This window comes from Pseudomonas sp. AC532 (assembly GCF_979258965.1).
In genome coordinates, this window is sequence record NZ_OZ409888.1 from 4,551,385 (window position 1) to 4,576,375 (window position 24,991).

Consider the following 24,991-nt stretch of genomic DNA (forward strand, 5'->3'; position numbering starts at 1 on the left):
TCCTACAGGTTGGTTTGGGTCCACGCGGTCGTGTAGGAGTTCCGACCTCGGGGCGAAGGCGATTGTGGCCGTTCCGATATGTTGAGGTATGGCCGCCATTCGCTGCGGGGGCGCAGCTCCTACAGGTTGGTTCGGCCCCCACGGTCGTGTAGGAGTCCCGACCTCGGGGCGAAGGCGATTGTGGCCGTCCCGGTATGTCGAGGGATGGCCGCCATTCGCTGCGGGGGCGCAGCTCCTACAGGTTGGTTTGGGTCCACGCGGTCGTGTAGGAGTCCCGACCTCGGGGCGAAGGCGATAGTGGCCGTTCCGGTATGTCGAGGTATGGCCGCCATTCGCTGCGGGGGCGCAGCTCCTACAGGTTGGTTTGGGTCCACGCGGTCGTGTAGGAGTTCCGACCTCGGGGCGAAGGCGATAGTGGCCGTTCCGATATGTTGAGGTATGGCCGCCATTCGCTGCGGGGGCGCAGCTCCTACAGGTTGGTTTGGGTCCACGCGGTCGTGTAGGAGTCCCGACCTCGGGGCGAAGGCGATAGTGGCCGTTCCGGTATGTTGAGGTATGGCCGCCATTCGCTGCGGGGGCGCAGCTCCTACAGGTTGGTTTGGGTCCACGCGGTCGTGTAGGAGTCCCGACCTCGGGGCGAAGGCGATAGTGGCCGTTCCGGTATGTTGAGGTATGGCCGCCATTCGCTGCGGGGGCGCAGCTCCTACAGGTTGGTTTGTCCCCACGCGGTCGTGTAGGAGTCCCGACCTCGGGGCGATGGCGATTGTGGCCGTTCCGGTATGTTGAGGTATGGCCGCCATTCGCCGCGGGGGCGCAGCTCCTACAGGTTGGTTTGGGTCCACGCGGTCGTGTAGAAGTCCCGACCTCGGGGCGAAGGCGATTGTGGCCGTCCCGGTATGTTGAGGTATGGCCGCCATTCGCTGCGGGGGCGCAGCTCCTACAGGTTGGTTTGTCCCCACGCGGTCGTGTAGGAGTCCCGACCTCGGGGCGAAGGCGATAGTGGCCGTCCCGGTATGTTGAGGTATGGCCGCCATTCGCTGCGGGGGCGCAGCTCCTACAGGTTGGTTTGGGTCCACGCGGTCGTGTAGGAGTCCCGACCTCGGGGCGAAGGCGATTGTGGCCATTGCGCAATTTCGGGTTAGTCAGGAAAGCCAAAGGACGGGGTGAGCGAAGCGAATAACCTGGGACGTAGTTCCTGGTGAGAGTCCGGCAGGCACAAAAAAGCCCCGGTATGAACCGAGGCTTTGAATTTGGCTCCGCGACCTGGACTCGACAGCGCAGCTGAACGCGCTTCAGCGCGGCCCCGAAGGGGTGAGCGAAGCGAATAACCTGGGACGTAGTCCCTGGTGAGAGTCCGGCAGGCACAAAAAAGCCCCGGTATGAACCGAGGCTTTGAATTTGGCTCCGCGACCTGGACTCGACAGCGCAGCTGAACGCGCTTCAGCGCGGCCCCGAAGGGGTGAGCGAAGCGAATAACCTGGGACGTAGTCCCTGGTGAGAGTCCGGCAGGCACAAAAAAGCCCCGGTATGAACCGAGGCTTTGAATTTGGCTCCGCGACCTGGACTCGAACCAGGGACCCAATGATTAACAGTCATTTGCTCTACCGACTGAGCTATCGCGGAACAACGACGCGTATCCTACTGATTACGAAGGGGAAGTCAAGCATCTGCCGGCTTCCCCTCACGCCACTCAGAGGACCTCGGCGATAGCCTTGGTGACGACCGGCAGGTTACGCGTGTTCAGCGCTGCGACGCAGATGCGGCCGGTGCCGACGGCGTAGATGCCGAACTCATTCCTGAGGCGCTCGACCTGCTCGGTGGTCAGCCCCGAGTAGGAGAACATGCCGCGCTGCTGTGCGACGAAGCCGAAATCGCGCTTTGCATTCAGGGCAGCCAGCTGCTCGACCATGGCCAGGCGCATGGTGCGGATGCGATCGCGCATTTCACCCAGTTCGGTTTCCCACATCACGCGCAGCTCAGGGCTGTTGAGTACGGCGGCAACCACACTGGCGCCGTGGGTCGGCGGGTTGGAGTAGTTGGTGCGGATTACGCGCTTGACTTGCGAGAGCACACGGCCGGTTTCTTCCTGGTCGCCGGTGACGATGGTCAGTGCGCCGACACGTTCGCCGTACAGCGAGAAGGATTTGGAGAACGAACTGGAGACGAAGAAGGTCAGGCCAGATTGGGCGAACAAACGCACCGCGGCGGCGTCTTCTTCAATACCGTCGCCGAAACCCTGGTAGGCGATATCGAGGAAGGGTACATGCTCGCGCTCGCGCACGATTTCCAGCACTGCTTGCCAGTCTTCAGGCGTCAGGTCGACACCGGTCGGGTTGTGACAGCAGGCATGCAGCACCACGATCGAGCGCGCAGGCAGGTTCTTCAGGTCTTCGAGCAAGCCGCCACGGTTAACGCCGTTGCTGAAGGCGTCGTAGTAGCGGTAGTTGCGAACCGGGAAGCCGGCCGCCTCGAACAGCGCGCGGTGGTTTTCCCAGCTCGGGTCGCTGATCGCCACGGTCGCGTCAGGCAGCAGGCGCTTGAGGAAATCCGCGCCGGTTTTCAGCGCGCCGGTGCCGCCGATGGCCTGGGTGGTGATTACGCGGCCTTGCTGGATCAGTGGCGAGTCGTTGCCCAGCAGCAGTGTCTGCACGGCCTTGTCGTAGGCAGCGATGCCTTCGATCGGCAGATAGCCACGCGGCGAGCGGGCGGCGGTCAGTGCGGCTTCTGCCTCGACCACAGCACGCAGCAACGGAATGCGGCCTTCTTCGTTGGTATAAACGCCCACGCCAAGATTGACCTTGGTGGTGCGCGTATCGGCGTTGAATGCTTCGTTGAGGCCCAGGATAGGATCGCGCGGAGCCATTTCGACGGCGGAGAACAAACTCATGAGGGCGGCAGCTCTGTAGTGAGGGTGGGTTTGGAAACCGATTTACGTTCCTAGAGCAACCCCGGCAACTGCAATTTGGGGTTGCGCAAGCGGGCCGTTAGTATAGCGGCCCATATTCTGTGTCGCGACAGCGTACACCAGGTATGACGCCAGCTTTTTCGCGGCGTCACAGCCTTTTGTAGAGGTATTTATGTCCGAGTTCCAACTGGTCACCCGTTTCCAGCCTGCCGGCGATCAGCCCGAGGCGATCCGGCAGATGATCGAGGGCCTGGAAGCGGGCCTTTCGCACCAGACATTGCTCGGTGTGACCGGCTCCGGCAAGACCTTCAGCATCGCCAACGTGATTGCCCACGTGCAGCGACCGACCCTGGTGCTGGCGCCGAACAAGACCCTGGCGGCGCAGTTGTATGGCGAGTTCAAGTCGTTCTTCCCGAATAACGCGGTGGAGTATTTCGTTTCCTACTACGACTACTACCAGCCCGAGGCTTACGTGCCGTCGTCGGACACCTTCATCGAGAAGGACGCCTCGATCAACGACCACATCGAGCAGATGCGCCTGTCGGCGACCAAGGCGCTGATCGAGCGCAAGGACGTCATCGTGGTCTGCACCGTGTCCTCGATCTACGGCTTGGGCAGCCCCGAGGAGTACCTGAAAATGGTGCTGCACCTCGACCGTGGCGACAAGATGGACCAGCGCGCGCTGCTGCGCCGCCTGGCCGAGTTGCAGTACACGCGCAACGACATGGATTTCGCCCGTGCGACCTTTCGGGTGCGCGGCGATGTCATCGACATCTTTCCGGCCGAATCCGATCTGGAGGCGATCCGCGTCGAACTGTTCGATGACGAGGTCGAGAACATCAGCGCCTTCGATCCGCTCACCGGTGAGGTGATCAGTCGGCTGCCGCGTTTCACCTTCTATCCCAAGAGCCACTACGTGACGCCCCGCGACACGCTGCTCGAGGCCATGGAGAAGATCAAGGTCGAGCTCAAGGACCGCCTGGACTACCTGCGCGGTGCCAACAAGCTGGTGGAAGCGCAGCGGCTCGAGCAGCGCACCCGTTTCGACCTGGAAATGATCCTCGAGCTCGGCTACTGCAACGGCATCGAAAACTACTCGCGCTATCTGTCGGGTCGTGATTCCGGCGCGCCACCGCCTACGTTGTACGACTATCTGCCCGCGGAAGCCCTGCTGGTGATCGACGAATCCCACGTCAGCGTGCCCCAGGTGGGCGCTATGTACAAAGGCGACCGCTCGCGCAAGGAAACCCTGGTGGAGTACGGCTTCCGGTTGCCATCGGCGCTGGATAACCGGCCGATGCGCTTCGAGGAGTGGGAGGCGGCAAGCCCGCAGACCATTTTCGTCTCGGCGACGCCGGGTCCTTACGAGGCCGATCATGCCGGGCGTGTGGTCGAGCAAGTGGTGCGGCCGACGGGGCTGGTCGATCCGCAGATTGAAGTCCGCCCGGCGCGCACCCAGGTCGACGACCTGCTTTCCGAAATCAACAAGCGCGTGGCGATCGAGGAGCGTGTGTTGGTCACCACCCTGACCAAACGCATGGCCGAGGACCTCACCGACTACCTGGGCGATCACGGTGTCAAAGTGCGCTACCTGCACTCGGACATCGACACCGTGGAGCGCGTCGAGATCATCCGCGACCTGCGCATCGGCACCTTCGATGTGCTGGTCGGCATCAACCTGCTGCGCGAGGGGCTGGACATGCCCGAGGTGTCGCTGGTGGCGATCCTCGATGCCGACAAGGAGGGTTTCCTGCGGTCCGAGCGCTCGCTGATCCAGACCATTGGCCGCGCCGCCCGTAATCTCAACGGCCGGGCCATTCTCTATGCCGACCGCATGACCGGCTCCATGGAGCGCGCCATCGGTGAAACCGAGCGCCGCCGCGAGAAGCAGATCGCCTTTAACGAGGCCAACGGTATCGTGCCCAAGGGCGTGTTCAAGGACGTCAAGGACATCCTCGAAGGCGCCGTGGTACCCGGCGCCCGCAGCAACAAGCGCAAGGGCATGGCCAAGGCCGCGGAAGAGAGTGCGCGCTACGAAGCCGAGCTGCGTTCGCCCTCGGAGATCACCAAGCGCATTCGCCAGCTGGAAGAGAAGATGTACCAGTTGGCGCGCGATCTGGAGTTCGAAGCCGCGGCGCAGATGCGCGACGACATCCAGAAACTGCGTGAGCGTCTGCTGAGCGTATGAATATGCGTCAAAGGGCAAAAGTCTATCTGGCCGGTTTCGACGTGTTCAGGCGCGATGCCGTTGAACACGGTGAGTACCTGAAAGGCCTCTGTGGGCAGCAGGGGATGGAAGGCCTTTATCCCTTCGACAACGAGGTCGCGCAAAGCCTTTCGTCGGCCGAGTTCGCCGCGCAGATCTGCCGGCTGAACCTGGCGATGATCCGTGAGGCAGACGCGGTGCTGGCCAACCTCAACCTGTTTCGCGGGTTCGAGCCGGATTCGGGGACTGCGTTCGAGGTTGGCGCTGCGGTGGCGCTCGGCAAGCCGGTGTGGGCATATTTCCAGCCTCGGGGCGCCATGCGGGAGTGGTTGCCTGGGGACCTGGAGGGGCGCGATGCCGACGGATTGCTGATCGAGGATTTCGGCCTGCCACGCAACCTGATGCTCGCCTGTTCCTGGGCGGGCTGCAGTGCCAGCGTGGAGGAGGGCGTCATCGCCTTGCGGCAGCATCTGTCCGGCCTGCCCACCTCGAGCTGATACCGCAGGTCGCTGGAGCCTGCCGGGGCTGGCCTGTTAATATTCACGCCTTTCGCCCTTGTGCGTTTTCCACGGCGCCTGCGCTGGCGGCCGTGTGGCCGCGCTGCAGAACCGTCGTATGCCGGTTTGCGCCTTACCTCATCGGGACTTTCCATGACCACCGTCCGTACTCGCATCGCACCATCGCCCACTGGCGATCCCCATGTCGGCACTGCCTACATCGCCCTGTTCAACCTGTGCTTCGCCCGTCAGCATGGTGGTGAGTTCATCCTGCGCATCGAGGACACCGACCAGGTGCGCTCGACCCGCGAGTCGGAACAGCAGATCTACGACGCCCTGCGCTGGCTGGGTATCGAGTGGAACGAAGGTCCGGACGTAGGTGGCCCGTACGGTCCCTATCGGCAGAGCGAGCGCGGCGAGATTTATCGCAAGTACGCGTTGGAACTGGTCGAGAAGGGCCACGCGTTCTACTGCTTCTGCACCCCGGAAGAGCTCGACCAGATGCGCGCCGAGCAGATGGCCCGTGGCGAGACGCCGCGCTACGACGGCCGCGGCCTGCTGTTGTCCGATGAAGAGGTGCAGCGCCGTCTGGCAGCAGGTGAACCTCATGTGATCCGCATGAAGGTGCCGAGCGAAGGCATCTGCGTGGTACCGGACATGCTGCGCGGCGATGTCGAGATCCCGTGGGATCGCATGGACATGCAGGTGCTGATGAAGACCGACGGCCTGCCGACGTACTTCCTCGCCAACGTGGTCGACGACCACCTGATGAAGATCACCCACGTGCTGCGCGGCGAAGAATGGCTGCCGTCGGCACCCAAGCTGATTCTGCTGTACGAGTATTTTGGCTGGGAAAAACCGCAGCTGTGCTACATGCCGCTGCTGCGCAATCCGGACAAGAGCAAGTTGTCCAAGCGCAAGAACCCGACCTCGATAACCTTCTACGAACGCATGGGTTTCCTGCCGCAGGCGATGCTCAACTACCTGGGCCGCATGGGCTGGTCGATGCCTGATGAGCGCGAGAAATTCACCCTCGATGAAATGATCGCGCACTTCGACGTGCAGCGCGTTTCCCTGGGCGGGCCGATCTTCGATCTGGAAAAGCTGTCCTGGCTCAACGGCCAGTGGATGCGCGACCTGAGCGTCGAAGAATTCGCCGCCGGCGTGCAGAAGTGGGCGTTCAACAGCGACTACCTGATGCAGATCGCCCCGCACGTGCAGGGCAGGGTGGAGACCTTCAGTCAGATCGCGCCATTGGCCAGCTTCTTCTTCGCCGGTGGCGTGCAGCCGGACAAAGCGCTGTTCGCACACAAGAAACTGTCCGACGACCAGGTGCGCCAACTGATGCAGTTGATTCTCTGGAAGCTCGAAGCCCTGCGCCAGTGGGAGAAGGAGCGCATCACCGGGTGCATCCAGGCGGTGGTCGAGCACCTTGAGCTGAAGCTGCGCGATGCCATGCCGCTGATGTTCGCCGCCATCACCGGCCAGGCCAGTTCGGTGTCGGTGCTCGATGCCATGGAAATCCTCGGCCCGGATCTCACCCGCTTCCGCCTGCGCCAGGCTATCGAGCTGCTCGGTGGCGTGTCGAAGAAAGAGAACAAGGAATGGGAAAAGCACCTGGCCAGCATCGCCTGATGCCGGCCGCTGGTCGCTTGCGCCGGGCAACCGCCCGGCGCAAGCGGTAAGTGTTTGTTATGTCAGCGAAAAAAAACGCACTACCGGCTAGAATTTTGTTGACAGGGTGCGGGGCCGCACTTAACATGCGCCCCGTCCTCGAGATGGGGCTATAGCTCAGCTGGGAGAGCGCTTGCATGGCATGCAAGAGGTCGACGGTTCGATCCCGTCTAGCTCCACCAATCTCGGATGCCACAACCGGTTCTCAGGAGCAGGTTGGTTGTAAAGAAGGGCCTTGCGTCCCCTTCGTCTAGTGGCCTAGGACACCGCCCTTTCACGGCGGTAACAGGGGTTCGAGTCCCCTAGGGGACGCCATTATTTCCAGCCGCATTGCTTCGGCGATGTGTGTCGAGAGACGTTAAATCCGGGGCTATAGCTCAGCTGGGAGAGCGCTTGCATGGCATGCAAGAGGTCGACGGTTCGATCCCGTCTAGCTCCACCAATTCCACGACAGGCCAGCATCAGTGCTGGCCTTGTTCTTCGAAGGTTTCGTCCCCTTCGTCTAGTGGCCTAGGACACCGCCCTTTCACGGCGGTAACAGGGGTTCGAGTCCCCTAGGGGACGCCAGTTTGCCCGCTCTGCGGGATTTTTAAGGGTCACTTCTCAGGAAGTGGCCCTTTTGTTTTTGTGCGCTCGACATTGCGCGACAGCTGCTTGCCGATGCCGCTTGCGTCCCATCAGGGAAAGCTCCTACTGTCTGGCCTGCAAAGGGTTCGGTGAGGGAGCGTTGCATGAAGCTGACAGGGCTGGCCTCGGTGCCATCTGCATACCGGGTGATTGGGGAGGATCAACGTTGAACTGGGATCGTCCGCATCCGTTCACCCTGGAGCTGGTCGTCGCCAGGGATGAGATCGACGGCCTGGGCCACGCCAACAACGCCGTCTACGTGACCTGGCTGGAGCGCTGTGCCTGGCGCCATTCGCAGTCCCTCGGGCTGGACCTGGTCGAGTACCGGCGCCTGGATCGCGCCATGGCGGTGGTGCGCCACGAGATCGATTACCTGAGCAGCGCCTATGAAGGTCAGGAGCTGCTGCTGGGAACCTGGATCGTCCAGTCCGATCAGCGCTTGAAGATGGATCGCTGCTTCCAGTTGATCCGCCCGCAGGATGGCGCCACGCTGCTGCGCGCGAAAACCACCTTCGTCTGCATCGAGCTGTCCAGCGGCCGGCCCAAGCGCATGCCGCCGGAATTCGTCGAGGGGTATGGCAAGGCGTTGCAGCCCTCCTGAGAGCCTAGGGTTGCGGAGCCAGAAACAGCTTCTGCTCTTCATAAATAGCCTGGTAACGTCGCACCTCGCCGGGTTGCAGGAGGATCGACTGGCTGCTCACCAGGTCGATTTCTGCGCAAAAACCTTCCCGCGCGGGTGTGAGCACCACGCTGCGTTCGCCGCTCGGCACGTCCAGCGTGACGCTCTGGCCAGCCGGGATTGGCACGATCACCTGTTCGTCCACGCGCAACTGCAGGTCGCAGGCATTCGGCGCGTTGCGGTCGCGGCTGATGATCAGCTTCGCTGTGGCGGCCGGATCGATGGGCACGCCCTCGGAAATCGGCGTTGTAGCGAAGCTCGCTGGGGCTGGCAGTAGCAGGGCGAGTAGGCTACCGGTCAACAGAAGTCGGGTCATGGGTGGTCCAGGCAAGGCGTCGGGTATAGCAATGGACTGCAATCGGCAGCCCGTCGTTCAGCCGCCCGGTAGCTGTCCTCCTGGTCCGGGCGTCGTTACACTACGCGCCGCCTTGCGGGCTTGCCGTTGCTGCCCGCCTGTTCAAGGCTTCCGTCACTTCGAGAGAACCGCTATGCAGATCGCCCTGGCGCCCATGGAAGGATTGGTCGACGACATCCTTCGCGATGTGCTGACCCGGGTCGGCGGTATCGACTGGTGCGTGACCGAATTCATTCGCGTCACCGACCGGGTGCTGCCGCGCTCCACCTACCGCAAGCTGGCCCCGGAGCTGTTCAACGGCGCGCAAACCGCCGCGGGCACGCCGCTGCGGGTGCAATTGCTCGGCTCCGACCCGCAGTGCCTTGGCGACAACGCCGCCTATGCCTGCAAGCTGGGCGCGCCGGTGATCGACCTCAACTTTGGCTGCCCGGCGAAGACCGTCAACAAGTCGCGAGGTGGTGCCGTGCTGCTCAAGGAGCCCGAGCTGCTGCATGCCATCGTCCGTGAGGTACGCCGCAGCGTACCGGCGGCGATTCCGGTAACCGCGAAGATGCGCCTGGGTTTTGACCACAAGGACTGGGCCATCGACTGCGCGCAGGCGCTGGCCGAGGGCGGCGCCTCGCAGATCGTCGTGCATGCGCGTACCAAGGTCGAGGGCTACAAGCCGCCTGCGCATTGGGAGTGGGTGGCGCGGGTGCAGGAAGCCGTAGGGGTGCCGGTGTATGCCAACGGTGACATCTGGTCGCTGGAAGACTGGCGGCGCTGCCGCGAAGTCAGTGGCGTCGAGAACATCATGCTCGGCCGCGGCGTGGTGGCGTGCCCCGACCTGGCGCGGCAGATCGCGGCGGCGCGGGCCGGGCGGGATGCCGGTGTGATGAGTTGGTCAGAGCTGCAGCCGCTGCTTGCCGATTTCTGGCTGCAGGCGCGCCGCAAGATGTCCCCGCGCTATGCGCCAGGGCGGCTCAAACAGTGGCTGGCCATGCTTACCCGCGGCTACCCGGAAGCGGTCGAACTGTTCGCTCAGCTACGCCGTGAAACCAGTTGCGAGCAGATCGATGTGCTGCTCGGCGTGGCCTTTTCACCGCGCCATGACGAAGAGCGCCAGGCGGTCTAGCGAGCCGCCTGGCCTGGCTCACTCAACGGCCGCCACTGACGTCGAGCAGGGAACCGGTGGTGTATGAAGCCTTATCGCCGGCCAGCCAGAGGATCGCCTCCGCCACCTCATCAGCCAGCCCGCCGCGGGCCAGCGGAATACTGCTGGCAACGCGGGCAACGCGCCCCGGCTCGCCGCCGCTGGCGTGAATCTCGGTGTCGATCACGCCGGGACGCACCGCATTGACGCGGATGCCGTCAGCGGCCAGTTCCTTGGCCAGCCCGACCGTCATGCTGTCCACGGCACCCTTGGCGGCGGCGTAGTCGATGTATTCCTCCGGTGCACCGAGCCGTGCAGCAATCGACGATACGTTGACGATGGCGCCGCCGCGCCCGCCCTGGCGGGTGGACATGCGCATCACCGCCTCGCGGCTGCACAGAAAACTGCCGAATACGTTGGTGGCGAAGACCCGCTGCCAGCGCTCCAGCGACATCGCCTCCAGGCGCATCTGCTGCTCCAGGATGCCGGCATTGTTGACCAGCACATCGAGACTGCCAAAACGCTCATCAATGGCGATGAACAGTTGGCTGACCTCAGCCTCGTTCGTTACGTCTGCCTGCATGGCCAGGGCTCTGCCGCCCGCGCGGTTGATCTCGCTGGCCAACGCGTCGGCGGCATCGGCCTGCCGACGATAATTGATCGCCACCGTGTAGCCGCGTTGCGCCGCCAGGCGAGCCGTGGCAGCCCCGATACCGCGGCTGGCGCCGGTGATCAGGATCACTTTGCTCATGTAAAAACTCCTTTTGGACGGCCCTTGAAATTTTTTCGGGGATCCACATTTCTGGTAGTGCGGGATGCCGAAGTCGGGTCTCGCACCTTATCACTCGCTGAACAATCAGGAGACGTACCATGAGCAACGCATTTTCCATGACCCCGCTGTTCCGTCAGTCGATTGGCTTCGACCGCTTCAACGACCTGTTCGAGTCGGCGATGCGCAACGAAACGAGTAGCAGCTATCCGCCCTACAATGTCGAAAAGCATGCCGACGACCGCTACCGTATCGTCATCGCGGCGGCTGGCTTCCAGGATGAAGACCTCGACCTGCAGGTGGAGCGTGGGGTATTGACCGTGACCGGTGGCAAGCGTGCGGACAACGGTGACAACGTCACCTACCTGTATCAGGGCATCGCCCAGCGCTCGTTCAAGCTGTCGTTCCGGCTGGCTGATCACATCGAGGTGAGGGGTGCCAGCCTGGTCAACGGCCTGCTCAATATCGAGCTCGAACGCCTGGTTCCGGAAGAGGCCAAGCCCAAGCGTATCCCCATCGGCGGCTCTGCACGCCCCGCGCTGGAGAGCTGACTGCCACGACGGCACTGACCGGAAAAGGCGCCAAGATGGCGCCTTTTCTGTTTCACCCTGGGTGTGGGCGCTGCCCGCTGCGGGCCAGCAGCGCGCGAAACTCCGCCAGGGGCTGAGGGCGGCTGAACAGGTAGCCCTGGTAGCAGTGGCAGCCCTGGCTTTGCAGGAAGTCCAGCTGGCTCTGCTGTTCAACGCCCTCGGCGATCACCTCGAGGCCCAGGCTCAGGCCCAGCGCCACCACGGCGCGGATGATTTCGGCGTCGCTCGGGTTGCTGGTGGCGTCGCGCACGAATGACTGGTCAATCTTAAGCACGTCCACGGGCAGTCGCTTGAGGTAGGTCAGCGACGAATAGCCTGTGCCGAAATCGTCCATGGCGAAGCTCACGCCCAGTTTGCGCAGGCGATTCATCTTGGCGATGGTGTCGTCGATGTCCTGGATGACGATGCCTTCGGTGATCTCCAGCTTGAGCATGCCGTGCGGCAGGCTGTTCTTGCGCAGGCAATGTTCGACGCGCTCGACGAAGTCGCCCTGCCGGAACTGCCGCGTGCTGATATTCACGCACAGGCTGAACCGCTGATCGATGACGCCTTCCTCCAGCAGTTGCGCGCAAAGCAGGCAGGCCTCGGCCATCACCCAGCCGCCAACCTCGAGGATCAGGCCGCTTTCTTCCAGTACAGGGATGAACAGCGCCGGTGACTGTTCGCCGAGTGTCGGATGAATCCAGCGCAGCAAGGCTTCGGCGCCAATGATCTGACCGTCGCGGGCGTCGACCTGGGGCTGGAAATACAGCTCGAATTCACCGCGGCTCAGTGCCAGCCGCAGTTCGTTCTCCAGGCGCAGGCGTTCGCTGGCAGCGTGCTGCATGGTGGCGTGGAACAGCTGCACGGTGTTGCGGCCGGAGTCCTTGGCGCGGTACAGGGCGATATCCGCCCGTTTTAGCAGGTCGGCGGGGGTGCGCCCATGATCGGGAATGAGGGCGATGCCGATGCTTGGCGTGACCTGCAGGCGGTGGCCATCGAGCAGCATCGGTTCGGTAAGCAGTTTGCGCAGCTTGTCAGCCGCACCGCGGGCATGGCCGATGACCTGACGAAGCTTGCCCTCGATACCGGTCAGCAGCACCACGAACTCGTCGCCACCGAGGCGGGCCACGGTGTCCTCCTCGCGGACGCTCACTTCCAGCCGCGCGGTGATCAGCTTGAGTACCGCATCGCCAACCGGATGGCCGAGCGAGTCGTTGATGTGCTTGAAGTGATCGAGATCGATGAACAGCAGGGCGCCGCGCAGACCATGGCGCTGCAACAGAGCGATCTGCTGGGTCAGGCGATCCATCAGCAGGGCGCGGTTGGGCAGGTTGGTCAGCGGGTCGTGGTAGGCCAGGTGCTGGATCTGCGCCTGGGCAGCCTTGAGCTCGCCGATATCACGTGCGGTCACCAGCAGGCAGGTTTGCCCGTCGAGGTGGATCTGCTCGACCGATACCTCGACTTCCACGCGGTTGCCGTCGCGGTCCCTGGCACGCATCTCCATGCGCTGGATATGGCCCTCGCGCTGCAGCGTGTCGAGCAGACGCTGGCGCTGTTCGGCGTCGGCCCAGATTTGCACCTGCTCCGAGGTCTTGCCGATCACTTCTTCGGCGCTGTAACCGGTGAGGCGCGTGAAGCCATCGTTGACCTCGATGTAGCGCCCCGTGTCGCGGGTGGTGATGGTGATGGCGTCCGGGCTGGAGTGGAAAGCCTTGGAGAATTTCTCCTGGCTGGCCTTGAGTGCGGCCTCGGCGCGTTGCTGTTCAGTGATGTCGCGGAACTTGGTCAACATGCAAGGCTGCCCGCCGAGCTCCAGGCGTCGGCATGACACCACGCAGGTCATGCCCGCGCCGTTGGGGTCGATCAGGTCGATGCGCTCGTCATCGAGGTCCGTGCCGCCGAGGATCTTCTGGCGCAGGCCGGAGCCCTCGGGCAGGGTCTGCCAGGGCTTGAGCTTGAAGATGTTGCGGCCGGTGATTTCTGCAGAGCGCCAGCCGAACGCCTGGGTGAATGCCGGGTTTATTTCAAGGATGCGACCTTCCGGCAACGTCGTGACGCAGATCGGATCCGGGCTTGCCTGGAATACGGTCGCGAACTTGCGTTCGGAGGCCTGCAGGCGTTGTTCGCGCAGGGTTCGTTCGCTGGTGTCGATCAGGATGCCCGTCATGCGCACCGGCTGGCCGTGGGCGTCGCGGTGCAATTTGGCGGTGCTCTCCAGGTAGTGCACTTGTTTGTTCTGGTACACCGTGCGGTAGGTGACCTGATAATCCTGGCCGCCATCGGGCAACAAGTCCCGATAGGCTTGGCGCATGGCCTGTCGGTCATCGTCCGGAACGTGCGCGAAGAAGTCCAGGAAGGGACCGTGAAAAAGGTTGTTGGGCAGGCCATGGAGAACTGCGGCACGCGCCGAGGCGAACATGGTATTGCTGGGAATGTGCCAGTCCCAGGTGCCCAGATCAGCCGACTCGAGGGCCATGCGCAGGCGCTCCTGGCTGTCGGCCAGGGCTTGCTCCTGAGTGCGCTGGCGGGTGATGTCGCGAATCACGCCGAACATCTTGTGCTGGCCGGCCTCTCCCGCCTGCAGGCTGCCGGTGATTTCCAGCCAGTGCAGGCTGCCGTCCGGCCAGTGGATGCGGTGGCGGATCGGTTCGGCAGTGGGTGAGCCGTCGAGCACGGCCTGGAACATGCGCATCACTTCGATGCGGTCTTCTCCGGGAATCAGCGCCATGTAATCGACGGGCGCACTCAACGGGCTGTTGGGGTCGAGGCCGAACAGTTTCTGCGCACCGCGTGACCAATTTACCTCGCCCGTGTCGACGTTCCAGAACCAGGCGCCCAGTTCGGCGCCGTTGAGGGCGGCCAGCAGGTGCTGGGAGTCGTGCCAGGTCTTCTCGAACTCGGCGGGGTCGAGTGCCGGGACATAGGGTGTTGGCGGGCGTTTATCGTTGTAGTTGCCCATTAACCCTTCCTCTACGAAGGACGGTAGAACGGCGGTGAGACGGTCCGTTGCGCGTATGCGCGTCCGGAAGGCAGATAGCCTGCATGGCTGTCACGTTAGCCGTTGCCCCGGCGCGAAAGCAAGGCTGTCGCGATGACTGTCGAGCAACTGCATGAAGGCCCTCGCGGCGTTGGACAGGGTGCGTTCGGTATGCACGATGTAGCCCAGTTGCCGCGACAGCTGGATGCCGGGCAGGGGCAGGCGCGCAACCTGGTCGTCGAGCATGGTGCGCGGCAGCACGCTCCAGGCCAGGCCGATGGACACCATCATCTTGATGGTTTCCAGGTAGTTGGTGCTCATGGCGATATTGGGCGTCAGGTCTTGAGCCTCGAACAGGCGCTGCACTATATGGTGGGTAAAGGTGTTGCCGCCGGGAAATACAGCCGGGTGCCCGGCAACATCGGCCAGGGTGACGCCGTCACTCTGCGCCAGCGGGTGCTCGGGCGCGGTGACGAAATCCAGCGGATCGTCCCACACCGCCGTGGCCCGGACCGGCTCGCGGGTGTCCGGAGCCAGGGTGATCACCGCCAGTTCGGCACGGCCATGGAAGACTTCGTCATAGGCCACCTCCGAGTCGAGAAACTGGATGTCCAGCGCCACTTGCGGGTGCGCGCGGGTAAAGGCGCGCAGCAGCGGTGGCAGGCGGTGCAGGCCGATGTGGTGGCTGGTGGCGAGGGTCAGCCGGCCGGTGATCTCACCATTGAGGTTGGTCAGCGCACGGCGCGTGTCTTCCAGCACGTTGAGAATCTGGTAGGCACGCGGCAGCAGGGCACGCCCGGCTTCGGTCAGGCTCACCTCGCGGCCCAGGCGGTCGAACAGGCGTACCCGTAGCTGCTGTTCGAGACTGGCGATGCGTTTGCTCACCGCTGGCTGGGTGAGATGCAGACGAATCGCCGCCTCGGAAAAGCTGCCGAGTTCGGCGATGGCTATAAAGGCATTGAGCGTGGCGAGATCCATGGGCCGTCCCGGGTAAGGTTCAGGGTGATGATGGTTTGATGCTATATGAATTCCGCCGAGGAATCTTCTGGATGAAAAATATGAATTTGAGTTATTCGCTAGCCAGGCATAGCATTCTCCCCATAAGCCAGAGGGCTATTGCCCGGGCACAGAAAGACCGATGAGGACAGGCTGATGGCAGGCAAGACGCTCTACGACAAGTTGTGGGAAATGCACGAAGTGAAGCGACGCGACGATGGTTCGTCGCTGATCTACATCGACCGCCACATTCTTCACGAAGTGACGTCGCCCCAGGCCTTCGAAGGCCTGCGTCTGGCTCAGCGCAAGCCCTGGCGCATCGACGCCAACATCGCCACGCCGGACCACAACGTGCCGACCACCCGCGCCGAGCGCCAGGGCGGCCTGGAAGCCATCGCCGATGAGGTATCGCGCATTCAGGTGCAGACCCTGGACGAAAATTGCGATGACTTCGGCATCCTCGAATTCAAGATGAACGACGTGCGTCAGGGCATCGTGCACGTGGTCGGCCCGGAGCAGGGCGCTACCCTGCCGGGCATGACGGTGGTCTGCGGCGACTCGCACACCTCTACCCATGGTGCGTTTGGCGCGCTCGCCCACGGCATCGGCACCTCCGAGGTCGAGCACGTGCTCGCCACCCAGTGCCTGATCGCCAAGAAGATGAAGAACATGCAGGTGCGCGTTGAAGGCAAGCTGCCGTTCGGCGTCACCGCCAAGGACATCGTGCTCGCGGTGATCGGCAAGATCGGCACCGCCGGCGGCAATGGCCACGCGCTGGAGTTCGCCGGTAGCGCGATCCGCGATTTGTCTCTCGAAGGCCGCATGACCATCTGCAACATGTCCATCGAGGCCGGTGCCCGGGTGGGGCTGGTGGCCGTGGACGAAAAGACCATGGCTTATGTAAAGGGCCGTCCTTATTCGCCCAAGGGCGAGCATTGGGAGCAGGCTGTTTCCGTATGGCGCGACCTGGTGTCGGATGCCGACGCGCATTTCGACACCGTGGTCGAGCTGCGTGCCGAAGACATCAAGCCGCAGGTCAGCTGGGGCACCTCGCCGGAAATGGTCTTGGCCGTCGACCAGAACGTGCCGGACCCGGCCCGTGAAAGCGACCCGGTGAAAAAGGATTCGATCACCCGCGCCCTCAAGTACATGGGCCTTGCCGCCAACCAGCCGATCACTGACATCCAGCTCGATCGGGTATTTATCGGTTCCTGCACCAACTCGCGCATCGAAGACCTGCGCGCCGCTGCCGAAGTGGCCAAGGGCCGCAAGGTCGCCAGTACCATCAAGCAGGCGTTGGTCGTGCCGGGTTCCGGTCTGGTCAAGGCTCAGGCGGAAAGCGAGGGGCTGGACAAGATCTTCATCGAGGCTGGTTTTGAATGGCGTGAGCCAGGCTGCTCCATGTGCCTGGCGATGAACCCGGACAAACTCGGCAACGGCGAGCATTGCGCCTCGACCTCCAACCGTAACTTCGAAGGCCGTCAGGGTGCTGGTGGCCGTACCCACCTGGTGAGCCCGGCCATGGCCGCCGCCGCGGCGGTGACCGGTCGCTTCATCGACGTTCGCGAATTGATCCAGGCCTGAGGAGCACGACATGACACCTTTCACTCAACACACCGGCCTGGTCGCTCCCCTCGATCGCGCCAACGTCGACACCGACCAGATCATCCCCAAGCAGTTTCTCAAGTCGATCAAGCGCACCGGCTTTGGCCCGAACCTGTTCGACGAGTGGCGTTACCTGGACGTCGGGCAGCCGAACCAGGACAACTCCAATCGGCCGATCAACAAGGACTTCGTGCTCAATTTCCCGCGCTACCAGGGCGCCAGCGTGCTGCTTGCCCGCGAGAACTTCGGCTGCGGTTCGAGTCGTGAGCATGCGCCCTGGGCGCTGGATGAATACGGCTTCCGTACGGTGATCGCGCCGAGCTTCGCCGACATCTTCTTCAACAACAGCTTCAAGAACGGCTTGTTGCCGATCGTGCTGGCCGAGGAAGAAGTGGATGCGCTGTTCGAGCAGGCCGAGGCGCAGGAAGGCTATCAGCTGACCGTTGACCTCGCGGCGCAGACGGTCACTCGTCCCGATGGCGTGCAGTACCGCTTCGAGGTCGATGCGTTTCGCAAGCACTGCCTGCTCAATGGCCTCGACGACATCGGCCTGACCCTGCAGAACGCGGACTCGATCCGCGAGTTCGAGGTGGGTTATCAGCAGCGCCAGCCCTGGTTGTTTGGCGCTATCAAGTAAGTTACGGGTGCAGGAGTCGCGCGCATGGCAGGTCATGAACAGGTGGTGCAACGGCAGTTCGGCGAGCAGGCCAGTGCCTACCTGAACAGTTCGGTGCATGCCCATGGCAGCGAGTTCGCGTTGCTGCAGGCCGAAGTGGCCGGGCGCCGTGATGCCCGCGTGCTGGATCTGGGCTGCGGCGCCGGGCATGTCGCCTTTCAGGTTGCACCGCTGGTGGGCGAAGTGGTGGCCTACGACCTCTCTGCGCAGATGCTTGAGGTGGTCAGCAGAGCTGCCGCTGAACGTGGGCTGAGCAATGTCCGTACGGTGCATGGCGCTGCAGAGGCGCTGCCATTCGCCGAGGGCGAATTCGATTTCGTGTTCAGCCGCTACTCGGCCCATCACTGGAGCGACCTGGCGGTAGCCCTGCGTGAAGTGCGCAGGGTGCTCAAGCCTGGCGGCGTGGCGGCGTTCATCGATGTCGCCTCGCCAGGGCGGCCGCTGCTCGATACCTACCTGCAGGCCGTCGAAGTGCTGCGCGATACCAGCCACGTGCGCAACTACTCGCCGGCCGAGTGGCTGCAGCATGTCAGCGAGGCAGGCTTGCAGGTGCGCAGCCACGCCCGGCAGCGCCTTCATCTTGAGTTCGCCTCCTGGGTCGAGCGCATGCGCACGCCGCAGGTAATGCGTGAGGCGATCCTGGCCATGCAATGCGCGATGGCTGGGGAGGTGCGCAAGTACTTCGAGATAGCCGCCGATGGCTCGTTCAGCACCGACGTGCTGGTGCTGTGGGCGGAAAGATAAGGTTACGTGTTGTCTGTCGATGGGCCGTGCGCACCATTGACCCATGCCACGAGGGCGTCGAACATGGCGCCCCTTTTGGGTTTGGGCAGTGCTCGCGGTCCGCTCCGGTTTCTAATTGTCGCCAGGGCATTCCGACGCCCGGCGACCTGAGTTGCGAAGGATAAAAGCGATGAGCAAGCAGATTCTGGTTCTTCCCGGTGACGGCATCGGCCCGGAAATCATGGCCGAAGCGGTGAAGGTGCTGCGCCTGGCCAATGACAAGTACGCACTGGGCTTCGAGCTGTCGTTCGACGAGCTGGGCGGCGCTGCCGTGGACAAATATGGCGTGCCGCTGGCCGACGAAACCCTTGAGCGCGCGCGCGCTGCCGATGCCGTGCTGCTGGGTGCGGTCGGCGGGCCGAAGTGGGACAGGATCGACCCGGCCATCCGCCCCGAGCGCGGCCTGCTGAAGATCCGCTCGCAGTTGGGCCTGTTCGCCAACCTGCGACCGGCCATCCTTTACCCGCAGCTGGCCGACGCTTCGTCGCTCAAGCCGGAAGTGGTCGCGGGCCTGGACATCCTCATCGTCCGCGAGCTGACCGGCGGCATCTACTTCGGCCAGCCGCGCGAGAGCAAGGTGCTGGATAATGGCGAGCGCATGGCCTACGACACGCTCCCGTACAGCGAAAGCGAGATCCGCCGCATTGCCAAGGTCGGCTTCGACATGGCCCGCGTGCGTGGCAACAAACTGTGCTCGGTGGACAAGGCCAACGTGCTGGCCTCCAGCCAACTGTGGCGCACTGTGGTCGAGGAAGTGGCTAAGGATTATCCGGATGTCGCGCTGAGCCACATGTACGTCGACAACGCGGCGATGCAGCTGGTGCGTGCGCCCAAGCAGTTCGACGTGGTGGTGACCGACAACATGTTCGGCGACATTCTCTCGGACGAAGCCTCGATGCTCACCGGCTCCATCGGCATGCTGCCGTCCGCTTCGCTGGACGCCAACAACAAGGGCATGTACGAGCCGTGCCACGGTTCGGCGCCGGACATCGCGGGGCAGGGCATCGCCAACCCGTTGGCAACCATCCTGTCGGTGTCCATGATGCTGCGTTACAGCTTCAACCAGACCCAGGCCGCTGACGCCATCGAGCAGGCCGTGAGCCGCGTGCTCGACCAGGGCTTGCGCACTGGCGACATCCATTCGGCGGGTATGACCAAGGTCGGCACGGCGGCAATGGGTGATGCAGTAGTCGAAGCGCTGCGTAGTCTGTAATCTTCCAGGCCGCCGGAAAGTGGCCGGCGGCTTGTTCATATAGGTGTAGTGGTTATGAAACGTGTAGGTCTTATCGGTTGGCGTGGCATGGTCGGTTCCGTGCTCATGCAGCGCATGCTGGAAGAACAGGATTTCGATCTGATCGAGCCGGTGTTCTTCACCACCTCCAATGTCGGCGGCCAGGGCCCGGCCATCGGCAAGGAAACCGAGACGCTCAAGGATGCCTACAGCATTGATGAGCTGAAAGGTCTGGACGTGATTCTCACCTGCCAGGGTGGCGACTACACCAGCGAAGTATTCCCCAAGCTGCGCGAAGCCGGCTGGAAGGGCTACTGGATCGATGCGGCGTCCTCGTTGCGCATGGCCGACGACGCGGTGATCGTGCTCGACCCGGTGAACCGTCGGGTCATCGATCATCAGCTCGACCTGGGCACGCGCAACTACATCGGCGGCAACTGCACCGTCAGTCTGATGCTGATGGCCCTGGGCGGCCTCTACGAAGCCGGCCTGGTCGAGTGGATGAGCGCCATGACCTATCAGGCAGCCTCCGGTGCCGGCGCGCAGAACATGCGCGAGCTGATCAAGCAGATGGGCGCGGTCAACGCCAGCGTCGCCGATGAGTTGGCCGACCCGGCCAGCGCCATCCTCGATATCGACCGCAAGGTCGCCGAGGCCATGCGCGGCGATGCGTTCCCGGTCGACAACTTCGGCGTGCCGCTGGCCGGCAGCCTGATCCCCTATATCGACAAGGAGCTGCCCAACGGCCAGAGCCGCGAAGAGTGGAAGGCCCAGGCGGAAACCAACAAGATTCTCGGTCGCTTCAAGAATCCGATTCCGGTCGACGGCATTTGCGTGCGTATCGGCGCCATGCGCTGCCACAGCCAGGCGCTGACCATCAAACTGAACAAGGACGTACCGCTGACCGACATCGAAGGGCTGATCAGCCAGCACAACCCGTGGGTCAAGCTGGTGCCGAACCACCGCGAAGCGAGCATTCGCGACCTCGGCCCGACTGCCGTTACCGGCACCTTGAGCGTGCCGGTCGGCCGTCTGCGCAAGCTCAATATGGGTTCGCAGTACCTCGGTGCCTTCACCGTCGGTGACCAGTTGCTGTGGGGCGCGGCCGAGCCGCTGCGGCGCATGCTGCGGATTCTGCTGGAGCGTTGATCGTCACGAGCGCGCCGCAAGCGTGCAGCGAGGGGCGGGTCGTACGGTGTCGCTAGCGATTGCCGTCGCCCGCCCCTCTGCTTTTCGGTAGAGTGCCGAGTCTGTTTCAGCCATCGAGCATCAGACGCCCCTCATGACTTCTACCTTTGCTATCGCCATCGTCGGCGCCACCGGCGGTGTCGGCGAATCCCTTCTGCAAATTCTCGAAGATCGCGGGTTCCCGGTGGGTGACCTGCATTTGCTCGCCAGCAATGAATCGGCGGGTCGAACGCTCCCTTACAAGGGCCGCAATCTGCGCGTTAGGGCCGTCGAGGGTTTCGATTTCAAAGCGGTGCAGTTGGCGTTTTTTGCTGCGGACCAGAGCGTGACCCTGGCCCATGCCGATGCGGTGCGCAAGGCCGGATGTTCGCTTATCGACCTGTCTGGCGCACTGCCGGCAGAGCAGGCGCCGCGAGTGGTGCCTGAGGTCAACGCGGCAATACTGGAAGGGCGTACGGCGCCGTTGGCACTGACGAGTCCGTCTTCGGTAGCTGTGGCAGTCACGTTGGTGCTCGCCGCTCTGCGCGATCAGGTGCAGGTCGATCGACTGGTGATCAACGCCGCGCTGGCAGTGTCCAGCCGCGGCCGGGAAGGGGTCTCGGAGTTGGCTCGGCAAACTGCCGAGTTGCTCAACGGCCGTTCATTCGAACCGCGCCTGTTTGACCGGCAGATGGCCTTCAACGTGCTCGCCCAGGTCGACGAGCCGGATGCCGACGGGCATGGTCTGCTGGAGCGCCGCATCAACCAGGATATCAAGGCTCTGCTCGACAACGCCTCGCTGAATGTTGCCGTCAGTTGTCATCAGGTGCCGGTTTTCTTCGGCGATAGTTTGAGTGTGACTGTGCAGGCGTCTACACCTGTAGAAGTGAATCAGGTGATCGCCGCTCTGGATGCCGCGAGCGGGATCGAGCTTGTCGAGGCGGGCGACTATCCGACCGTCATCGGTGACGCAGTTGGCCAGGACGAGATATATGTAGGGCGCGTACGGCGTGGTTTGGATGACCCCTGCGAGCTAACTTTGTGGATTGTGTCTGATAACGTGAGAAAAGGTGCGGCTTTGAACGCCGTGCAACTGGGCGAGTTGTTGATAAAACACCATCTGTAAAAGATACTTATCTGGAAATTTGAAGATCTATTCGAGCTTGGCAATTACTGAGCGCGCTGATTGCTGGCTGGGGGAACCTTAAGAGGGGCAGCCAGCAGTCACCAAACCCTCTCGTTGTTCGAGAGCTGTTAACACAAAGGAAAAGGCTATGGTTCGGGTTCGTAAACTGGTACTGGCTATCGCTGCCGCGTCGGCGCTGTCTTCCGGTATGGCGCATGCGCTGGGGGTCGGCGAGCTGACGCTGCAGTCGTCTCTGAACCAGCCGCTGGTGGCAGAAATCGAGCTCCTCGATGTGCGTGACCTGTCCGCTGCGGAAGTACGCCCGACGCTGGCCTCGCCCGAGGAATTCAACAAGGCAGGCGTCGACCGCCAGTATTTCCTGACCGATCTGAAGTTCACGCCCATCGTCAAGCCAAACGGCAAGAACGTGATCCGCGTGACCTCGACCAAGCCCGTCCGCGAGCCCTACCTGAACTTCCTCGTGGAAGTGCTGTGGCCCAATGGCCGCCTGCTGCGTGAATACACCTTGCTGCTCGACCCGCCGCTGTACTCTCCTCAGGCAGCGGCAGCGCCGCAACTGCCGGTGGCAGCACCGGTCTCGCGGCCAGCTGCCGCTGCGCCGCGCGCCACCGCACCTGCTGCTGCACCTGCCGCGCCGCGCGCCAGTGCCGCCACGAGGGGCAACGAATACCGCACCACCAACAATGACACCCTCTGGGAAGTTGCCCAGCGGGCCCGTGGCAATGGCAGCGTGCATCAGGCCATGCTGGCCATCCAGGACCTCAATCCGGATGCCTTCATCGGCGGCAACATCAACCGCATGAAGAGTGGCCAGGTGCTGCGCCTGCCCGACGAGCAGCAGATCGCCAGCCGCAGCCAGGCCCAGGCACTGGCCCAGGTCAATGAGCAGAACAGTTCCTGGCGCCAGGGTCGCAGTGCCCCCGCGGTGGCCGGTACTCGTCAGATCGATGCCACCCGCCGCACCGGCGCTGGCGCCGCGCCTGCCGAAGTGCAGGCCGAAGACAAGCTCAAACTCCTGGCCGCCGATGCCGGCAAGGCCACTGCCGGCAGCGAGAACGGTGCCAGCAACAGCGCTGCGTTGAGTAACCAGTTGGCCGTCACTCAGGAAAGTCTGGATTCCACTCGGCGTGAAAACGACGAGCTCAAGGACCGGATGACTGATCTGCAGAGCCAGCTCGACAAGCTGCAGCGGCTCATCCAGCTCAAGGACAACCAGTTGGCCAAGCTGCAGGCCGATGTATCGTCGCCCGCCGGTCAGGTTGCCGGCACCGGGCAATCTGCTGCGCCGGTTCCAGCACCTGCGGCACCCTCCCAGGCACCTGCGGAGCCTGCCGCCGATGCAGCTGAAGATGCGCCTGCCGCCGCACCCGCTGCACCGAACGGTGATGCAACCGCGGCTGCGCCCGACGCTGCTGCCGAGGCGCCTCTGGCCGCCGAGCCGGCGCCGCAAGCCGGGAGCGACGCCGCTCCGGTAGAGGGCGCCGCTCCAGCCGAGCAGCCGGTGCCGGCCGCCGAGCCCGCGCCGGCCGTACCTGCCGCAACCGACGATGCTCAGGCACCCGCGCCGGTAGCCGCCGCGCCTGAGCCCGTCGAGCCCGTCGAGCAAGACAGCGCGCTCGACAACCTGCTGGCCAATCCGATGCTGCTCGGCCTGATCGGTGGCAGCCTATTGCTGGCGCTGTTGCTGGTGCTGTTGATCCTGTCGCGCCGCAACGCACGCAAGGAAGCCGAGCAGGAAGAGAGCGTCGCGGTTTACGAGGAAGATACCCATCGCTTCGACAGCGACCTGGAATTGCCTGCCGAAAGCTTCAACGAGCTGCCGAACGAGCCTGGCGCGCCGCTGCAGCCCATTGGTGAAGAGCGCGTTACCGCGCAGACCGGTGATGCCCTGGGCGAGGCCGATATCTACATTGCCTACGGCCGTTTCAACCAGGCCGCAGAGCTGCTGCACAACGCCATCAACGACGAGCCGCAGCGCACCGATCTGCGTCTGAAACTGATGGAGGTCTATGCCGAGCTGGGTGACCGTGAAGGATTCGCCCGTCAGGAAAACGAACTGCGCGAAATTGGTGGTGCCAACGCCGAAGTCGAGCAACTGAAGAGCCGCTACCCGGCCATGGTGATGCTGGGCGGCAGTGCTGCCCTGGCCGGCAGCGCCGCGGCGGATGATCTGGACTCCTTCAGCCTCGATGACCTGGCCCTGGACGAGCCGGCGCAGCCGGTGGCCTCCAGGCCTGCCGACGATGCCTTCGATCTGGATCTGGACGCACTCGAAGCCGAGTTCGCCGCCAACCCGGACGCCCGCGATCAGGACACCGGTCGTTTCGACGAAATCGACACCCTGAGCCTGGATTCCGATCTGGACCTGCAGGCACCCGAGCAACCTGCTGCGAGCAAGGATGACGCCGTGGCCTTCGATCTGGACCTCGGCAATGATGCCGACAGCCGTCAGGAGCTTGGCGGAGAGCTGGCGGATTTCAGCCTCGACCTGGACTCGCCGAACACGCCGGCCGCGGCGCAGGAAGATGACTTCCTGCTCAGCCTCGACGACGAAGCCGACAAGACCCCGGCCAATGATGGCGTGGCCGATTTCCCGGCGACGCAGGCAGACAAGGCTCAGGACGATTTCGCCCTGCCGGCCGATTTCGACCTGTCGCTCAACGACGAAGCGCCGGCGCCAAACAGTGGCGCCAGTTTCGCCGCTCAGCTTGATGACGTCACGGCTGAGCTCGATCAGTTGGCCGAAAGCCTCGAACAACAAGGTAAACTGGAACCCGAAGGCCTGCAGGCGGATAACGCGTCGCTCGACGACGACGAAGATTTCGATTTCCTGTCCGGTACCGATGAAACCGCGACCAAGCTGGATCTGGCGCGGGCCTATATCGATATGGGCGATTCCGAGGGTGCGCGTGACATCCTCGATGAAGTGATCGCCGAAGGTAACGACGGTCAGCAGCAGGAAGCGCGTGAGCTGATCGGCAAACTGGTTTGAT

General features: G+C 63.3%; 18 protein-coding genes and 5 tRNA genes. 17 read left to right on the forward strand and 6 right to left on the reverse strand.

Annotated features, from left to right (window positions below; all coding sequences use genetic code 11):
• Positions 1–1,547: 1,547 nt before the first annotated feature.
• Both ACZ0AV_RS21150 and ACZ0AV_RS21155 read right to left on the reverse strand, forming a co-directional pair.
• Positions 1,548–1,623: transfer RNA gene (locus tag ACZ0AV_RS21150), tRNA-Asn, on the reverse strand.
• Between the two features lie 67 nt (positions 1,624–1,690).
• Positions 1,691–2,887, reverse strand: coding sequence for an amino acid aminotransferase (locus ACZ0AV_RS21155; RefSeq protein WP_499152836.1), 1,197 nt, complete (start codon positions 2,885–2,887; stop codon positions 1,691–1,693).
• A gap of 190 nt (positions 2,888–3,077) precedes the next feature.
• Between ACZ0AV_RS21155 and uvrB the strand changes: the two genes are divergently transcribed.
• The 8 genes from uvrB (at position 3,078) to ACZ0AV_RS21195 (ending at position 8,510) form a co-directional block, all read left to right on the forward strand.
• A complete protein-coding gene (gene uvrB, locus ACZ0AV_RS21160; RefSeq protein WP_499152837.1) occupies positions 3,078–5,093 on the forward strand; it encodes an excinuclease ABC subunit UvrB in 2,016 nt (671 codons plus the stop codon).
• A complete protein-coding gene (locus tag ACZ0AV_RS21165) occupies positions 5,090–5,608 on the forward strand; it encodes a nucleoside 2-deoxyribosyltransferase (protein WP_499152838.1) in 519 nt (172 codons plus the stop codon). Before uvrB ends, ACZ0AV_RS21165 begins: the two co-directional genes overlap by 4 nt.
• A 153-nt stretch (positions 5,609–5,761) precedes the next feature.
• The gene (gltX, locus tag ACZ0AV_RS21170; RefSeq protein ID WP_499152839.1) at positions 5,762–7,243 is read left to right on the forward strand and encodes a glutamate--tRNA ligase; all 1,482 of its coding nucleotides are present in this window, start codon (positions 5,762–5,764) and stop codon (positions 7,241–7,243) included.
• Positions 7,244–7,388: 145 nt separating this feature from the next.
• Positions 7,389–7,464 (forward strand) — tRNA-Ala (locus tag ACZ0AV_RS21175).
• A 57-nt stretch (positions 7,465–7,521) separates the two neighbouring features.
• Positions 7,522–7,597, forward strand: a tRNA-Glu gene (locus ACZ0AV_RS21180).
• 51 nt (positions 7,598–7,648) lie between these two features.
• Positions 7,649–7,724: transfer RNA gene (locus tag ACZ0AV_RS21185), tRNA-Ala, on the forward strand.
• A gap of 49 nt (positions 7,725–7,773) precedes the next feature.
• Positions 7,774–7,849: transfer RNA gene (locus ACZ0AV_RS21190), tRNA-Glu, on the forward strand.
• Between the two features lie 226 nt (positions 7,850–8,075).
• Entirely contained in the window at positions 8,076–8,510 is a 435-nt protein-coding gene (locus tag ACZ0AV_RS21195) for an acyl-CoA thioesterase (protein WP_499152840.1), read from the forward strand.
• A 4-nt stretch (positions 8,511–8,514) separates the two neighbouring features.
• On the opposite strand, the gene ACZ0AV_RS21200 is transcribed toward ACZ0AV_RS21195, so the two are convergent.
• Positions 8,515–8,904 carry a hypothetical protein gene (locus ACZ0AV_RS21200; RefSeq protein WP_499152841.1) on the reverse strand — a complete coding sequence of 130 codons (390 nt, stop codon included), beginning with the start codon at positions 8,902–8,904 and terminating at the stop codon, positions 8,515–8,517.
• 172 nt (positions 8,905–9,076) lie between these two features.
• Between ACZ0AV_RS21200 and ACZ0AV_RS21205 the strand changes: the two genes are divergently transcribed.
• Positions 9,077–10,057: a tRNA dihydrouridine synthase gene (locus ACZ0AV_RS21205; protein WP_499152842.1), complete on the forward strand. Its 981-nt coding sequence runs from the start codon at positions 9,077–9,079 to the stop codon at positions 10,055–10,057.
• 22 nt (positions 10,058–10,079) lie between these two features.
• Here ACZ0AV_RS21205 and ACZ0AV_RS21210 read toward each other — a convergent pair whose 3' ends face one another.
• Positions 10,080–10,826 (reverse strand): SDR family oxidoreductase, encoded by a 747-nt coding sequence (locus ACZ0AV_RS21210; protein ID WP_499152843.1) that lies wholly within the window; start codon positions 10,824–10,826, stop codon positions 10,080–10,082.
• 119 nt (positions 10,827–10,945) lie between these two features.
• On the opposite strand from ACZ0AV_RS21210, the gene ACZ0AV_RS21215 reads away from it, so the two are divergent.
• Positions 10,946–11,395, forward strand: a complete 450-nt coding sequence (locus tag ACZ0AV_RS21215; RefSeq protein ID WP_499152844.1) for an Hsp20 family protein — start codon at positions 10,946–10,948, stop codon at positions 11,393–11,395.
• A gap of 52 nt (positions 11,396–11,447) precedes the next feature.
• Here ACZ0AV_RS21215 and ACZ0AV_RS21220 read toward each other — a convergent pair whose 3' ends face one another.
• Together ACZ0AV_RS21220 and ACZ0AV_RS21225 are read right to left on the reverse strand one after the other, a co-directional pair.
• Positions 11,448–14,375, reverse strand: coding sequence for an EAL domain-containing protein (locus ACZ0AV_RS21220; RefSeq protein WP_499152845.1), 2,928 nt, complete (start codon positions 14,373–14,375; stop codon positions 11,448–11,450).
• 90 nt (positions 14,376–14,465) lie between these two features.
• Positions 14,466–15,371 (reverse strand): LysR family transcriptional regulator, encoded by a 906-nt coding sequence (locus ACZ0AV_RS21225; protein ID WP_499152846.1) that lies wholly within the window; start codon positions 15,369–15,371, stop codon positions 14,466–14,468.
• Between the two features lie 174 nt (positions 15,372–15,545).
• On the opposite strand from ACZ0AV_RS21225, the gene leuC reads away from it, so the two are divergent.
• The 7 genes from leuC to ACZ0AV_RS21260 all read left to right on the forward strand — a co-directional run bounded on the left by leuC (position 15,546) and on the right by ACZ0AV_RS21260 (position 24,990).
• On the forward strand, positions 15,546–16,973 hold the full coding sequence (gene leuC / locus ACZ0AV_RS21230) for a 3-isopropylmalate dehydratase large subunit (RefSeq protein WP_499152847.1): 1,428 nt from the start codon (positions 15,546–15,548) through the stop codon (positions 16,971–16,973).
• Between the two features lie 10 nt (positions 16,974–16,983).
• The gene (leuD, locus tag ACZ0AV_RS21235; RefSeq protein WP_070881868.1) at positions 16,984–17,631 is read left to right on the forward strand and encodes a 3-isopropylmalate dehydratase small subunit; all 648 of its coding nucleotides are present in this window, start codon (positions 16,984–16,986) and stop codon (positions 17,629–17,631) included.
• A gap of 24 nt (positions 17,632–17,655) precedes the next feature.
• Positions 17,656–18,414 carry a class I SAM-dependent methyltransferase gene (locus ACZ0AV_RS21240; protein WP_499152848.1) on the forward strand — a complete coding sequence of 253 codons (759 nt, stop codon included), beginning with the start codon at positions 17,656–17,658 and terminating at the stop codon, positions 18,412–18,414.
• 169 nt (positions 18,415–18,583) lie between these two features.
• A complete protein-coding gene (gene leuB / locus ACZ0AV_RS21245; protein WP_499152849.1) occupies positions 18,584–19,666 on the forward strand; it encodes a 3-isopropylmalate dehydrogenase in 1,083 nt (360 codons plus the stop codon).
• Between the two features lie 54 nt (positions 19,667–19,720).
• Positions 19,721–20,833, forward strand: coding sequence for an aspartate-semialdehyde dehydrogenase (asd, locus tag ACZ0AV_RS21250; RefSeq protein ID WP_499152850.1), 1,113 nt, complete (start codon positions 19,721–19,723; stop codon positions 20,831–20,833).
• A gap of 133 nt (positions 20,834–20,966) precedes the next feature.
• Positions 20,967–21,977 carry an aspartate-semialdehyde dehydrogenase gene (locus ACZ0AV_RS21255; RefSeq protein WP_499152851.1) on the forward strand — a complete coding sequence of 337 codons (1,011 nt, stop codon included), beginning with the start codon at positions 20,967–20,969 and terminating at the stop codon, positions 21,975–21,977.
• Between the two features lie 148 nt (positions 21,978–22,125).
• On the forward strand, positions 22,126–24,990 hold the full coding sequence (locus tag ACZ0AV_RS21260) for a motility hub landmark protein FimV (protein ID WP_499152852.1): 2,865 nt from the start codon (positions 22,126–22,128) through the stop codon (positions 24,988–24,990).
• The last annotated feature ends 1 nt before the right edge of the window (position 24,991 follow it).

What these genes read in the sequence shown, in the direction of transcription:
- ACZ0AV_RS21155 (WP_499152836.1), bottom strand. Translation starts at nt 2,887, where the DNA reads ATGAGTTTGTTCTCCGCCGTCGAAATGGCTCCGCGCGATCCTATCCTG.
- uvrB (WP_499152837.1), top strand. Translation starts at nt 3,078, where the DNA reads ATGTCCGAGTTCCAACTGGTCACCCGTTTCCAGCCTGCCGGCGATCAG.
- ACZ0AV_RS21165 (WP_499152838.1), top strand. Translation starts at nt 5,090, where the DNA reads ATGAATATGCGTCAAAGGGCAAAAGTCTATCTGGCCGGTTTCGACGTG.
- gltX (WP_499152839.1), top strand. Translation starts at nt 5,762, where the DNA reads ATGACCACCGTCCGTACTCGCATCGCACCATCGCCCACTGGCGATCCC.
- ACZ0AV_RS21200 (WP_499152841.1), bottom strand. Translation starts at nt 8,904, where the DNA reads ATGACCCGACTTCTGTTGACCGGTAGCCTACTCGCCCTGCTACTGCCA.
- ACZ0AV_RS21205 (WP_499152842.1), top strand. Translation starts at nt 9,077, where the DNA reads ATGCAGATCGCCCTGGCGCCCATGGAAGGATTGGTCGACGACATCCTT.
- ACZ0AV_RS21210 (WP_499152843.1), bottom strand. Translation starts at nt 10,826, where the DNA reads ATGAGCAAAGTGATCCTGATCACCGGCGCCAGCCGCGGTATCGGGGCT.
- ACZ0AV_RS21215 (WP_499152844.1), top strand. Translation starts at nt 10,946, where the DNA reads ATGAGCAACGCATTTTCCATGACCCCGCTGTTCCGTCAGTCGATTGGC.
- ACZ0AV_RS21220 (WP_499152845.1), bottom strand. Translation starts at nt 14,375, where the DNA reads ATGGGCAACTACAACGATAAACGCCCGCCAACACCCTATGTCCCGGCA.
- ACZ0AV_RS21225 (WP_499152846.1), bottom strand. Translation starts at nt 15,371, where the DNA reads ATGGATCTCGCCACGCTCAATGCCTTTATAGCCATCGCCGAACTCGGC.
- leuC (WP_499152847.1), top strand. Translation starts at nt 15,546, where the DNA reads ATGGCAGGCAAGACGCTCTACGACAAGTTGTGGGAAATGCACGAAGTG.
- leuD (WP_070881868.1), top strand. Translation starts at nt 16,984, where the DNA reads ATGACACCTTTCACTCAACACACCGGCCTGGTCGCTCCCCTCGATCGC.
- ACZ0AV_RS21240 (WP_499152848.1), top strand. Translation starts at nt 17,656, where the DNA reads ATGGCAGGTCATGAACAGGTGGTGCAACGGCAGTTCGGCGAGCAGGCC.
- leuB (WP_499152849.1), top strand. Translation starts at nt 18,584, where the DNA reads ATGAGCAAGCAGATTCTGGTTCTTCCCGGTGACGGCATCGGCCCGGAA.
- asd (WP_499152850.1), top strand. Translation starts at nt 19,721, where the DNA reads ATGAAACGTGTAGGTCTTATCGGTTGGCGTGGCATGGTCGGTTCCGTG.
- ACZ0AV_RS21255 (WP_499152851.1), top strand. Translation starts at nt 20,967, where the DNA reads ATGACTTCTACCTTTGCTATCGCCATCGTCGGCGCCACCGGCGGTGTC.
- ACZ0AV_RS21260 (WP_499152852.1), top strand. Translation starts at nt 22,126, where the DNA reads ATGGTTCGGGTTCGTAAACTGGTACTGGCTATCGCTGCCGCGTCGGCG.